Below are 14168 nucleotides of genomic sequence, written 5' to 3' on the forward strand. Positions count from 1 at the left end.
TATGAAAGAAGGCAGAACACTAACTGAAATAACAGATAAAACGGACAATACAACTAAAATAAAAACATTTGCTGTACTTTTAAATCGCCCGTTATTTAGCATGGTAGTAAAATACATCATAAATATCATCAATACCACAAGACAAAAAATTGAAAAAGAAAAACAACTTGTGAACATACTTTCAATAGAAGTGCATTCTATGTGAAATATTCTTCTGAGTGAAGCGAATGGATCACATTCAACAATTTCAAATTCAAATACAATAAAATTTGATAAGGGAAAGGCGAAAAATAAATAACAAAGTATCATTTTATAAGCAGTTTTCTGCTTATAAAACCACATTTCTAACAGCAGTAACGAACTCATGGAGCAGAGAGCGTATAAATCCACTGAAACCATAAAACTAATATAAAAAAAACATAGAGTGCAGCAGATATACACGCATAAGGAAAAAACAAGGGGAGTCATATTGATATTTTTTTTATTCAGAAGATATGAATTCAATGCTCTGAACAAAACCATGCCGGAAATAATTTTAGGGATGAGAAAAAAAATTATCGCTGCAAGCGTAAGAAATACAATAAATCCAAGAAACATCATACTCTTTTAGCAACTGAGAAAAGCCTTAGTACAATCTGCCATTATTTTTGAAGCGCGACTTATTGAATCTGTCATATAAAAATTATACTCTTTAAAAGTAAAGGGCATATCACTTAAATTTATCTCCGCACTGCTTATCGATACCCATTTATTTTTTATCACTTGATCGGCATTTCTAAATTGTGGACCTAAAGTGTCTAATTTTTTTCTCACATCAAATAAGCTATCATACGGTAATGAGAGATCCAAATATTGTGAGAGATTTTTAATAATTAACCAGTCCTCCTTTGCTTCACCTGGAGGAAATACAGCTAAATTTGTTCTTTGCACTCTGCCCTCAGTGTTTACATAAGTTGCATATTTTTCTGTATATGCAGAGCCAGGTAGTATGATATCTGCTACATGTGCGCTTTTATCACCATGATGACCTTGATAAATTACAAATGTATTTTCTAATTTTGACGTATCAATTTCATCTGCAGCAAGAAGATAAACAACTTCTATGTTACCACTTTCTGCATTTTCCAGTGTCTGATTAGTGTCTTTTCCACCTCTTTTGGGAACAAACCCAACGTCCAGACCACCAACTCTCGCTGCAGCTTTATGAAGCACATTAAAGCCATTCCAATCATCTTTAATCATGTTAAATTTTTCTGCAATTGTGCCAGCTAGAGCTAAAATTGAGTTAGCATCATCCCTTATCAATGCGTCTTGACCGATGATTAGCATAGGATTCTGAGCAGCATTTAGTAGCTCGCAGAACTTATGCTTTCCTTCTGCTATTTCGTTTAAAATGTTTGGGTCATCACCTAATTTTTCAACATGATATAGGTATTCAATATCAGGACCAATACTTGCAATAGTAAAACCACCTTGCAAGTATCTCTTTCTCAATCTTGCGTTAATGATTGGTGCTTCTGTTCTTGGATTTGTATTTATCAGCAGACATAAATCTGCGTTTTCTATACCCTCAATTGTAGTATTAAACACATATGATGCTCGATTATTTGGTATAAGCTTTGCACGATCTTGTCTGCAATCTATATTTCCTGAACCAAGCTTTTGCATCATTTCTTTGAGCAGAAGCATAGACTCACAATCTGCTAAATCCCCTGCAAGCGCAGCCATTTTATTTGATTTTGTGCTCTTTAATTTTTTTGTAGCAACAGTTAATGCCTCATTCCAATCAACTGGAACTAATTTACCATCCTTTTTTACATAAGGTCGATCAAGTCGCTGCACTTTCAGCCCATCATAAGCAAATCGAGTTTTATCTGATATCCACTCTTCATTTATTTCTTCGTTCAGCCTTGGCAATATCCGCATAACCTCTGGACCACGATAATCAACTCTGATTGCGCTACCGACTGCATCCAGCACATCTATAGTCTCACAATGTGATAGCTCCCAAGAACGCGCTTTAAAAGAATAAGGTTTGGAAGTTAAAGCTCCCACAGGGCAGAGATCTATGATGTTTCCAGATAATTCAGAGCTAATATGCTTTCTTATGTAAGTGCTGATTTCTACATTTTCTCCTCTTCCGATTCCTCCAAGTTCATTTGTACCTGCAACATCTGACAAAAATCTAACACACCTTGTACAATGAATGCACCTGTTCATCGCAGTTTCAATCAGTGGACCAAAATGCTTTTTTGGTACAGCTCTTTTATGCTCCTCGAGTCTGCTAACTCCTTTCCCATAAGTCATCGTGATATCTTGCAGATCGCACTCACCACCTTGATCACAAATTGGGCAATCAAGCGGATGATTAATGAGTAAGAATTCAAGCACACCTTCACGCGCTTTCTTAACTTTGGGAGTATCAGTATGAATAACCATACCTTCTGCAACTGGCATTGCACAAGAAGCTACTGGTTTTGGAGGTCCACCCTCCACTTCAACCAAACACATTCTGCAGTTACCAGCAATTGCTAAGCGCTCATGATAACAAAAACGTGGAATCTCCACCCCCGCCATTTCACAAGCTTGAATTATAGTGAGACCGTGCTCTACTTCACATTCCTTAGAGTCGATAGTAACCTTAACCACAAATTTAAACCTATGATACAGCTTCCCATTTTATAGGATCACCACTAGTCTCATCTTCAACAAGACTACCATCATCATATTGAGCAGACATATAGTTCATACGCGAATCACGATCTATGTACCTAACAGGCTTTACTGGTTTATTATTGTACATTCTTTGCTCAGCTTTCTTACGCTGAGTAGGGTTATTTTTACTAGCTGTTTTCGCCTTTCCGCCTGCTGCCATATAAACTCCTAAAAATTTCTCATTCTATTTTAACACTTAAGTATATAGCGTCAATATTAAATAACTTTAAAAGTTCAATAAGTACGCAATGATATTGATAGCTGTAGTGAAATGTTAACTAGGTTTATATCCTATTACCACTGTTTTTGCAAATTTATCGTGAAAAAACTGTAGACCCCCTGCGAAAAAGTAGAAAGTAGGTGAAAACGACTAAAAAGCATGTAAAATGAAAATTTTAGAAGAGTAAAATGGCAATAAGTTACGTAAAAATAGCAAGAACACCATATATTTTTAGACAATTGACAGGGCTCACAACATCTGAATTTGAAAAAATTGTGGCAAAAGTGCGTCCAGAGTGGGAAAAAATGGAAGCGAAAAAGAAATGTCACGGAAGAAAATCGCATGTTGAGGCGCTAGAAGACAGGATTTTATGTGTTCTAATTTATTACAGAACGTACATAACGCATCCATTTTTGGGCTTTTTGTTTAATTTGCACAACTCAAATATTTGCCGACTTTTGAAGAAAATGGAGCCATTATTGGCCAAAAAAATTGCGATAAAAAAGGATAGAACGCCGACTCCAGAAAGGATTTTAAAAATTTTAGCAGACGTCACGGAGCAACCGATACAGCGGCCGAAAGACAGCAAAAAACGTAAGAAAAGTTATTCCGGAAAGAAAAAAATGACCACAATAAAAACCGAAATTGTGATCGAGGGAAATGGGCAAATTTTGTCAGTTTCAAGATCACATCGAGGTCGAATGCATGATTTTCGCATAAGGAAACAGGAAAAATTGTTGCCCAAAGATAGCATAAAATATGCTGATTCTGGGTATCAAGGTTGGCAAAAATTGCAGAAGAACGTTGTGATTCCGTACAAAAAATACCGTAAAAAGCCACTATCGTAGGAGCAACCGGAATTGTGAATTTGCGGCATGGGCTTCAATCTTATTTCTTAATGTTTTTACCTAATCTCATATTCTAAATTTTCACCCCTTGATTCGCAGCAGGTCTACGGAAGATTATGAGTACGGGTATAAGTAGAGTTACCTTCCCTTCTATCTTATTTATATCATATTTTTAATTTACAACAGCGTGGATTTATTTGGAGTACCTTAGCGTAGATCCCGCTAACAAGCAGCGGGATAACGAACCGGCAAATCATACCTAAATTAGCTATATATCCGGTCAAAAAATCATTTCTGTAACCAAGTTTTATTACCACCAAGCAATATTTCATTAAGACTAGTATTAGGATCACCCCCACCCATTTTCCGTATAGCTCTTTCAGCATCGCCTACATTATTCCGCTCCATCGATTGTTCAATTGGTGACAAAAGATTTTCAGGAACTGGTTTTTGTATTTTGTTAGACTTAGCAGTAACAAACATATCAGCAACAACATACACTAACGATAACACGGTATTTACTATAGTAGTTGGTGCAGTTGTAACAGCGTTATTATTATGATCTCCGGAAGTAAGTAGAGCTGAAGATTTTGTAGTAGAATCCTTAATCAAATTAACAACCTTATCACTTACCAATGAGGATCTTCCTGGTTGGGTTTCTGTTACAGAGCGACGACTACGTCTTCCGCATCGATAATGTGAAAGAAATTCAACGACTTGTGGATTACATAGACTTTTTGCAGTATCTAACGGTGTTTTACCACTCTTATCTTTAGCCATTACATCAGCCCCTTTCTCTACAAGGTATTTAACTACATCTAAGTTACCATACAAGCAAAGGTTATTTATAAGACCATGCATAGCAGCATAATGCAGAGGTGTACGGCCTGTTTTACTTTGAGCATTAATGTCAGCTCCATTCTCTACAAGGTACTTAACTACATTAATGTGTCTATGGATAACAGCCTCATGTAAAGGTGTATAATCTCCTCCATTTCTAACACTAATATCAGTACCCTCATATAAATATGGTGCATAACCTCTTTCACTCCTAACATTAATATCAGTACCTTCCTGTACAAGACATCTCACCCTATCTAACTTTCCATGCTTAGCAGCTGAATGTAAAGACGTATTGTCATGCTCGTCACATGTGACTCGTGGCTCCTCTGTAACCTGTTGTCCTTCTGTAACTCGCTGTCTTTCTGTAGCCTGTGGCACTTCTGTAACTTGTTGTCCTTTCTCCGCAAGGTGTTCAACTATATCTAAATGACAGTCTTGATCAGCTATTTGCAGAGGAGTTTTGCCGTCACTATCAGTAACTTGTGGATTAGCACCATTTGCTATAAGGTATTTTACTATATCTAAGTTACCATTCTTAGCAGCCAAATGAAGAGGAGTCTCACCATATCTTTTAGAATTAACATCAGCCCCTGCATTTACAAGATATCTTACTATCTCTAAATTACCTTTACTGACAGCAGCATGCAAAGGCGCTCCAAGATTAACATTAGCTCCTTTTTCTATGAGATATTTTACTAAATCTAAATTGCCACTTTCAGCAGCTATATGAAGAGAAGTGCTTTGATTGTGTTTAATATTGACATTCATTCCCTTCCTTTCTATAAGATGCTTAACTAAATCTAAACTGCCTTTTTTCGCAGCTTCATGCAGAATGTTGCTCCTATTCCAATGAAGATTAGCTCCTTTATCTACAAGAAATATTGCAATGTCAAATTTCTCTTCTTCTATAGCTACTTGTAGAGATTGCTTTCCACGTACCCAAACATTAACACCAACACCTTTTTCTTCCACAAGGTATTTTACTAAATCTAGATCTCCTTTTTTAATAGCTAGAAATAAAGTTTCATTACCACCTCTCCTGGAATCAGCACCCTTTTCTATGAGGTACTTTGCTATATCTAAATGACCATTCCTGGCAGCATCATATAGAGGTGTAGTTTTACTACTTCCTCCTTCAACATTAACATAAGCTCCTTTTCCTGCAAGATACTTTACTACATCAAGCTCACCTTTAAAAACAGCTCTATGCAAAGGACTGTAGCCATTACTGTCCTTTACATTAACACCAGCTCCGCTTTCGATAAGATATTTTACTAAATTTAAGTTGCCACTCTTAGCAGCATAGGACAATAATAATGAGGGTACATCGTTTCTTCTTTTAACGTCAACACCAGCAGCTTTTTCTATAAGATATTTTACTAAATCTAAGCTACCACTTTCAGCAGCATACAATAAAGATGTACTGCCATATCTGTCAGAAGATGTAAAATCAGCCCCGTTTCCGATAAGATATTTTACTAAATCTAAGTTGCCACTCTCAGCAGCTAAATGTACAGGTGTTTTATGAAAAAAATCTTTAGTATTTAAATCAGCACCATTTTCTACAAGATATTCAATTATATTCAAATGGCCTCCCTTAACAGCCAAGTGTAAAAGCGTATCACCACTTTCATTTTTAGCATTAATATCAGCACCATTTGCCTTAAGATATTCAACTATATTCAAATGACCTCCCTTAACAGCCAAGTGCAAAGGAGCATCACCCTTGCTATTTTTAGCATTAATATCAGCATCGTCCTCTACAAAATACTTTATCATATCTAAATCACCTTGCTCAGCGCCTGAGTGCACAGATGCATCACTATACCTTTCTGCTAGTAGCATTTCTGTAGTTGGCGATATTTCTGTTGTAGCATTTTGTACTCTAGTGACTGGTGGAATTTGTGTTGTAACATTTTGTGGCACTTCTGTTGTAGCATTTTGCCTTTCTGTAATCCGTGGCACTTTTGTTGTAATATTTTGTCTTTCTGTAACTTGAGGCATTGCTGTTGTAGCATTTTGCCCTTCTATACCATGCTCTTCACCAAAAAGCGCATCAAAAATCCCAGAGGCTTCGCCGATTACCTCAGACCATACATTTCGTTTTGAACGATGAAGCTCCACTGTATCATCTATTGTAGTTCCATTATTAGTTAATTGTTGCTCATTCACACCCATTTGACCCTCCTCAAATGTAATTAATAAATTATCGTCACCATGAAGCTAAATGGCTATAAAAAATTACTCACACACCAAAACTTGGCCCTATATTGTAACACATGTGTTTTTAGTGTCAACGATCTTTTTAAATGAATTTTGCATGAATGAGAAATTCAACCGAAGAGGGGTTCAGAGCAAATGCACTGCCATTAAGTTAAGAGAAAAGGATGGACTATATTAATAAATCAAGTAAAATTCCTAAACTTAAAGGAAAAATAATATGAGTAAAAAAAACAATAATCGAATTCATAAAAAATAAATTGATAAGTTTAAACTTTATAAATGATCACAAAGTATCACCAAAAGACTTTCTACGAAAAAGAAAATTGCCTTTTATTGATGTATTCATTTTGATTTTCAGAAAAAGTGTGAAATCATTACAAGTGATGCTCAATGAATTTATTCTGTACACGATGAGAGATTATACAGTTACTGCAAGTGCTTTTACCCAAGTAAGACAGAAGCTAAAGTATACTGCATTTTCAGAACTTAATGATGATGTAGTTTCCCTATATTACCAGGATCAGGAGTTTAAAACTCACCATGGTTTCAGGGTACTTGCATTTGATGCTTCTATATTAATTCTACCAAAAAGTGATGAGGTAATAGAGTAGTTTGGCTTAAGAGCAGTATGGAATGGAGTTCAGAGGTTTGAAGATTATACAAGTGCAACCTTTGAAGCTTGTTATGATGTGCTAAATAATATTGCAATAAAATCGGTGTTAAGTAGAGGTGACAGTTATGAAGTTGATTTAGCAACCGATATGCTTGAAAGCCTCAGTTCAGATGACTTACTAATCTGTGATAGAGGGTATGTATCTTATCGATTTATTGCCGAGCTTACGGAAAGGAAAATTAATTATGTAATTCGTTGTCCAAGTTCATCTTTTAGTGAAGTAAACGATATGTTTAAGCCGGGCAGTCCCTCTAGTACAATAGCAGTAGCTACTGCACCTATTAAAGTGGCAAGGCAGCTAAGAAAGCTAGGATTACCTGATGAAATGGAATTTAGGCTAGTTAAAATCATACTTTCCTCTGGTGAAATTGAAGTGCTAATTACATCATTATTAGATGAGCAGCAATTTAAGGTTGAGGAATTTGAAGAGTTATACTACTTACGTTGGGGAATAGAAACATTTTTTTCTAAACTCAAAGGAAGGTTAGGCTTAGAGAATTTTACAGGTAAAAGTGTTGAAACTATTAAGCAGGATTTTTGGTCAACCATTTTTATTAGCAACCTAGAAAGTATTATGACAGAAGATGTAGAAGAGGCATTGAATGCAGACCTAGCTGATAGTAAGCTTGAAAAAAGCATTAATAAATCTGTTTCATTTAATGCAATTAAAAACTTAGCTTTCGATATTTTTTCTACAGAATCGGACATGGATTGCGTTATGGAGCAATTATCTAAGTTATTTTTAACAAACACTTTAGTTGTAAGGAAGGGGAGGAAAGTTGATCTTCATAAGATATCTGATGTTCGTTCACTCAATTACCAAAAAAGGGCTAGAAAACACGTATTTTGAATACTACCCTACTCATTTCTGAAAGACAGTATTCCTGGAGCAACTTTTGTCAAATCTTCTGTAAAATGACTTTTAAATAAGCTATTTCTTAACTAATTTACATCTAAGAGTTTATCTACTTTAAAGTTTGCTCTATTTTGTTTTAGCATTTGCCATAACTCCTTAATCACTACAAACTTTTTTGTTCAATTTTTAGCCATTCCTTCCTTAACTTAATGGCAGTGATTTTGCCTTGCCCTATTTTTAATAGGAAACCACTGGTGTTCAATTTCATTAAAATCAGGAGAGTATGGAGGAAGATAAAGAATTTCAGCACCAACTGTTTGGCAAGCTCACTAGTTTTCTTGGATTTATGGAAACTCGCATTATCAAGAATGACTAGACCTGCTGCAAAACAAGAGAAAAGAGGATGAAAGTATGGCATAAAGAAGAATAGTACAAATAAAAATGATGCAAAATGGGGTTAAATTACCATAATCTAAAGAAACATCCAAGAAATTTCCGCGATATAACAGGGCTAAAAGTAGAGGGATTTGAAAAAATCGTGGAAAAAGTCAGGCCAGAGTGGAAAAAAAATGAAAAAACGTCACGGATACAGCGTCCGAAAGATAGCAAAAAGCAAAAGAAAAGTTATTCCGGAAAAAAGAAAACGACCACCAGTAGATAGTATAAAATATGCCGATTCTGGGTATCAAGGTTGGCAAAAATTGCAGAAAAACGTTGTGATTCCATACAAAAAATACCGTAAAAACCACTAACGGAGGGGCAAAAGGAGCATAATCGAAAGTTGGCGTCGTTCAGTATATGGGTGGAAAATAAGATCTGCAAGATCAAAGTTTTTAAGATTATGTCAAATGTTTACAGAAATTTTCAGAAGAAATATAACATGAGATTGAATATTATTGCGGGTATTGTGAATTTGCGGCATGGTTTTTAATAATTTTTGAGCTGGGGATTTCTTACCAGATTTATCAGCAACTTGCTTCACGTTGTTTCGCAGGGGGTCTACGGTAATTTAATCCCATTTTGCATCATTTTTGTTTGTACTATTCTTCTTTATGCCATACTTTCATCCTCTTTTCTCTTGTTTTGCAGCAGGTTTTTGGGTGGACATCCATTTGAAAGAATAGACATGCTGTAATTGCTATTGAGTAATGGGGTGCTTCTCTCCATTATTCAATAGCAATTACAGCATGTCTAATATTTTTGACTGCATGCTTGAATAATCAAAATCCTGTCCAGAAATTACAGAATTTAGTCGCTATTCCTGCTTAGACAAATGTCATATTTGATGATTAAAGATATCTGTATTTTCCCATCCCATTAAATCCAGCTCAATACGCGTAGGAAGAAATTCAAAGCACTTTTTAGCCAATTCTTTTCTATTTTCACGCTCCAACATTAAATCTAGCTTTTCTTTTATTTTGTGGAGATACAAGACATCGGAAGCAGCATAAATTTTTTGCTTTTCTGTTAAATTTTCATTTCCCCAATCAGAGGATTGTTGCTGTTTGTTTAATTTAATATCAAGTAGTTCTGCACACAACCCCTTTAAGCTATGATTATCTGTGTAAGTGCGTACTAATCGTGAAGCTATTTTTGTGCAATAGCATGGAAGCGCCCAAGTTTTCAAGTAGTGATACAGTATGCCCATATCGAACCGTGCGAAATGAAATATTTTAGTTATATATTTATTCTTTAATATTTCTCTTAAATTTGGAGCTTGGTAATTGCTTGTAAATTGAATCAAGTGAGCTTTGCCATCGCCAACAGATACCTGCACAAAACATAACCTATCCCTCCGATGGAGTAGTCCCATTGCCTCTGTATCAATAGCTATAGAGCTTATATTATCAGGTATGAAGCTAGTTGGCCAATCATCTTTGTGTAAAAATATTCGCATAAAGTTAATATATTTAGTGCAACAATTAAAAGTTGATAATAATTCAAAATAAACTATAAGTACACAAAAAAGCTATCTTTATCCCTCCAAAGGCATTGCGTATGGAAAATGAAGTAATATACATGATGATTAAATTGAAATAATGCGTGATATTGAGATCCAGTCTTTTCAAGCTTGGAATTCAAGCATTTAAGTAATTTTTTAGGCAATCTAAGAGCTTGTCCACAAACTAGTAAATCAAGCATATTCCCCTACTTAACATAACTTTACTCATAGCTAAATATATAAAATTTTCTGTTGAAGTTGTTAGCAGATCATATTCTTTTGATAATAGACCCCCCCTGCGAAACAACGTAAAGCAAGTTGCTGATAAAATCTGGTAAGAAGTCCCCAGCCCAAAAATTATTAAAAACCATGCCTCAAATTCACAATACCCGCAATAATATTAAATCTCATGTTATATTTTTTCTGAAAATTGCGGTAAACATTTGACATAATCTTAAAAACTTTGATCTCGCGAATCTTATTTTCCACACGCATCCTGAACGATGCCAGCTTTCGATTATGCTCCTTTTGCTCCTCCGTTAGTGGTTTTTACGGTATTTTTTGTACGGAATCACAACGTTTTTCTGCAGTTTTTGCCAACCTTGATACCCAGAATCGGCATATTTTATACTATCTACTGGTGGTCGTTTTCTTTTTTCCGGAATAACTTTTCTTTTGCTTTTTGCTATCTTTCGGACGCTGTATCCGTGACGTTTTTTCATTTTTTTTCCACTCTGGCCTGACTTTTTCCACGATTTTTTCAAATCCCTCTACTTTTAGCCCTGTTATATTGCGAAATTTCTTGGATGTTTCTTTAGATTATGGTAATTTAACCCCATTTTGCCTCATTTTTGTTTATCTTATCTCTCTTTATACCTTACTTTCATCCTCTTTTCACTTGTTTTGCAGCAGATCTCTAATCGCTCTGCAATTCTTCAGCATGCAAATTGCGTGGTAAAAACTCCAAATCTTTTGCAACGCTCAATTCTTTATTTTTTGAATGTATACCAAGCTTATTAAATTCCCGAGCAGCAGGAAATACCCTTGCTTCGAGCGATCCTGCAGTTTTATTATAATTGTCCACAGCACTCTTTAAACTTTTGCGCAAATTATCAAAATTTTCACCCATTGTGCAGATGCGCTCATATAATATGTGTCCAAGTTCACTAATTTTTTTCGCACTTTCGGTTATCATCTCTTGCTTCCACCCATACGCTATTGCTCTTAAGAGCGCAATTAAAGTAATAGGTGTTGCAATAATCACTCTTTTTTCCACACCAATCTCTATCAAAGCAGGCTCACATTCGAGTGCTGCGCTAAAAGCTCCTTCCCCTGTAAGAAATAAGACCACAAGTTCTGGCGTATTTTCAAATTGATTCCAGTATTCTTTTTTACCTAAGTCATTTATATGTTTTTTTAGCGCTAACGAATGTTCCTTTAATTTTTCTTTTTGTATTTGCGAATCGTTTTGTGATATAGCATCCATGTAAGAATCAAGCGGCACTTTAGCATCTATTATTATCTGTTTTCCAGATGGCATTTTGATTATCAAGTCAGGACGCAATAAATTATCGTCATTTTTATCACTTACCGATGGTTGAATCAAAAAATCACAGTACTCTATCATTCCTGCCATTTCAACTACTCTTTTTAACTGCATTTCACCCCATTTTCCTCTAGTATGAGGTTTTCTTAAAGCGTTAGCTAAGTTAGAAGTTTGATTCATCAGTGCTCCAATTTGCTCTTTTAAGCCTTCGTAAGCCCCCACTCTTTCTTTCTCCAGCTCGCGTATTTCATGATCAAATTTTTCTAATTTTTCTTTTATTGGAGTTACAACTTCGTTGATCGTTGTTTGTCTTTTATTAAAATCACTAGCTGTTTCTTTCAATTTATTATCAATCACTTCCTTTGCGAGATTCAAAAAATTATTGTTATTTACTTGCAGAGCATCAAGCGAAAGTGCTTTAAAAGTATTTGTTAATCTTTCCTCTGCTTTTGTGAGAAGTTCTATCTCTCTTTCCTTCTCATCGCGTTCCTTCTGCAAAGTTACTTCAAGTTCTGCTTTTCTAATTCTGAAATCTACTATTTCCTCATCTCTTTCGAGCAAAGTTTGTTTCGCTTTCTGAAATTCATGTTCTAATTTAACTAAATCACCCTCAAGATTTGCCGATTTGATTTTTTCCTCATTTAGTCTTCTATTCTTTCTTATGATGATGTATGAAAATAATAATAAACAGACAAAATTTAATCCTAGAACTATAGAGTTGAAAAGCATCAGAACAAAAAAACTGTGTTCATAATTCTATCTGATTAATTGTTTGTGTGTATATAAAAAAAGGAACACCTGAAGAGATGCTCCTTTTTGAAAAGTTTGTTATATTGATTATGTTCTAGGTTTACCATTAGTAGTAGGAACATGTTCTGGTTTTGGACAAGTAGTTTGTGAGAATGGTGCCCCACCATTTGCAGCAGGTTCAGAGTTGCTTTCAACTTCCTGCCATGCTTCTCGTTGATCCTCACCTTGACTTCCAGATACTTCATCCACATGTTCTTGGCTACCTTCCGCACTCTCACCTCCAATTGGTGCTGGTGGTGCATTGCTAGGGTTAGCAGCTTCTGGGTCTCGCTTTTCATCATCACCTACAGAGGCTGCATCTTCCTTCGCTTGTTGACCATTATCTTGATCTTCAGGGGTTTCAAGCCTATGTTCTTGGCCCTTATCCTCACCTTCAGATTGTTTCTCAGGTGTATCGACGACCTCCTTAAGTGGTGCTTGTGTTTCACCAATTGCAGCAGGTTCATGGCTTTCAACTTTAGAATTCTTTTTCAATAATTCCTGAAATTCACCGGAGTACTCATACACCTCTTCTTCAGATGAAGAGTCTGCAAGTGCAGCTTTAGGTGCAGGGTTTTCAGATGCTACAGACCCATGTTCTTGGCCCTCATCTGGTTGTTCTTTGCTAGATTTAACAGCTTTTGAGCTTGAATTTCCACCATTTACATCAGGTGCAGGTGTTTTAGCTTCAGTCTCTGCAGCTTTAGCCTCTTTATATATCTCAGCCTTAACCTCTGCTGTTGTTTCATTTAAACCTAACAGATCTTTCATTCCTTTTAGGTCATTAACATTGCACACAGTTCCAGTGCCATCAATTCCTACTGAATTTATAGCTACGACGTTGCCACCTACCCCTGTCCTTGAGCTATAACGGCCAGTGATATATAATATCTTACCACTAAGTTTTATAAATACACAAAATTGCTTAGGAGTAGCTGGATTTTTCCATTTTGTCAATGTATCAAAATGTTTGCCTACATTTAACTTTAATTCTACCTCATTTTTTCCATCTGAGTAAACAGTAATTTTCCCAGAAAATTTTTCAACTTCAGGTACCCGTGGTTGAGTAAGTGGCGTTGAATCAGATTGAACAGGGTTTTGATTAGTTTCCTTCATATCAAAGGACTTATCACCATTATCAGGTCCTGCATGTCCAGGTTGCGGAACCGTAACTGGCGTTGGTTTAGCAGGTTCTTCGGCAACAGATGCAGCAGGTGAAGCAACTTCACTCTTATCTTGAGATACTTTAGGTCCATTATCCTTACCGTTATCTTTAGTTTTAGCCTCTGGTTGACCATCACTTGCTTTAGTTGCACCATTACTAGAAAACCAGCCTTTAACAGTATTCCAAACCTTACTCCAAGCTCTCCCTAGCCAAGTTCCTGCAAGCCAGCTTTTAAAACGACCCCACAAAGTCTTTTTGTTTGTTGTTTCTTTTGCCATATTTTACTCCTTTAAATTAATAATCAATTAAGCTAAGTTAATTATTACATGCAAATTATAACTTGTCAAC

General features: G+C 35.8%; 7 protein-coding genes and 5 pseudogenes. 4 read left to right on the forward strand and 8 right to left on the reverse strand.

All coding sequences use genetic code 11. The annotated features are described in order from the left end of the window. Window position 1 precedes the first annotated feature (1 nt). The gene (locus AAGD89_RS00745) at window positions 2-205 is read left to right on the forward strand and encodes a hypothetical protein (RefSeq protein ID WP_341808441.1); all 204 of its coding nucleotides are present in this window, start codon (window positions 2-4) and stop codon (window positions 203-205) included. 401 nt (window positions 206-606) lie between these two features. Here AAGD89_RS00745 and nuoG read toward each other — a convergent pair whose 3' ends face one another. Next, on the reverse strand, window positions 607-2649 hold the full coding sequence (gene nuoG, locus AAGD89_RS00750; RefSeq protein ID WP_341808442.1) for an NADH-quinone oxidoreductase subunit NuoG: 2043 nt from the start codon (window positions 2647-2649) through the stop codon (window positions 607-609). A gap of 10 nt (window positions 2650-2659) precedes the next feature. Further along, window positions 2660-2875: a hypothetical protein gene (locus AAGD89_RS00755; RefSeq protein ID WP_341808443.1), complete on the reverse strand. Its 216-nt coding sequence runs from the start codon at window positions 2873-2875 to the stop codon at window positions 2660-2662. 248 nt (window positions 2876-3123) lie between these two features. Between AAGD89_RS00755 and AAGD89_RS00760 the strand changes: the two are divergent. Next, window positions 3124-3780: pseudogene (locus AAGD89_RS00760) on the forward strand (transposase family protein); the annotation flags it as partial. A gap of 291 nt (window positions 3781-4071) precedes the next feature. Here the strand turns inward: AAGD89_RS00760 and AAGD89_RS00765 are convergent. Continuing rightward, window positions 4072-6804 (reverse strand): ankyrin repeat domain-containing protein, encoded by a 2733-nt coding sequence (locus AAGD89_RS00765; RefSeq protein ID WP_341808444.1) that lies wholly within the window; start codon window positions 6802-6804, stop codon window positions 4072-4074. A 281-nt stretch (window positions 6805-7085) separates the two neighbouring features. On the opposite strand from AAGD89_RS00765, the pseudogene AAGD89_RS00770 reads away from it, so the two are divergent. Beyond that, window positions 7086-8372 (forward strand): annotated as a pseudogene (locus tag AAGD89_RS00770) (IS4 family transposase). A gap of 212 nt (window positions 8373-8584) precedes the next feature. Here the strand turns inward: AAGD89_RS00770 and AAGD89_RS00775 are convergent. After that, window positions 8585-8751, reverse strand: a pseudogene (locus tag AAGD89_RS00775) (transposase); the annotation flags it as partial. 78 nt (window positions 8752-8829) lie between these two features. Between AAGD89_RS00775 and AAGD89_RS00780 the strand changes: the two are divergent. Further along, window positions 8830-9309 (forward strand): annotated as a pseudogene (locus AAGD89_RS00780) (transposase family protein). 345 nt (window positions 9310-9654) lie between these two features. Here AAGD89_RS00780 and AAGD89_RS00785 read toward each other — a convergent pair. From AAGD89_RS00785 to AAGD89_RS00800, 4 genes and pseudogenes are all read right to left on the reverse strand, one after another. Further along, window positions 9655-10275, reverse strand: coding sequence for a ribonuclease D (locus AAGD89_RS00785; protein ID WP_341808445.1), 621 nt, complete (start codon window positions 10273-10275; stop codon window positions 9655-9657). A gap of 405 nt (window positions 10276-10680) precedes the next feature. Next, window positions 10681-10961 (reverse strand): annotated as a pseudogene (locus AAGD89_RS00790) (transposase family protein); the annotation flags it as partial. Between the two features lie 275 nt (window positions 10962-11236). After that, window positions 11237-12595, reverse strand: a complete 1359-nt coding sequence (gene rmuC / locus AAGD89_RS00795; protein ID WP_341808446.1) for a DNA recombination protein RmuC — start codon at window positions 12593-12595, stop codon at window positions 11237-11239. Between the two features lie 108 nt (window positions 12596-12703). Continuing rightward, window positions 12704-14098, reverse strand: a complete 1395-nt coding sequence (locus tag AAGD89_RS00800) for a hypothetical protein (protein WP_341808447.1) — start codon at window positions 14096-14098, stop codon at window positions 12704-12706. Window positions 14099-14168 lie beyond the last annotated feature (70 nt).

The organism is Wolbachia endosymbiont (group E) of Neria commutata (assembly GCF_964026735.1).
In the GTDB taxonomy this organism is placed as follows: domain Bacteria; phylum Pseudomonadota; class Alphaproteobacteria; order Rickettsiales; family Anaplasmataceae; genus Wolbachia.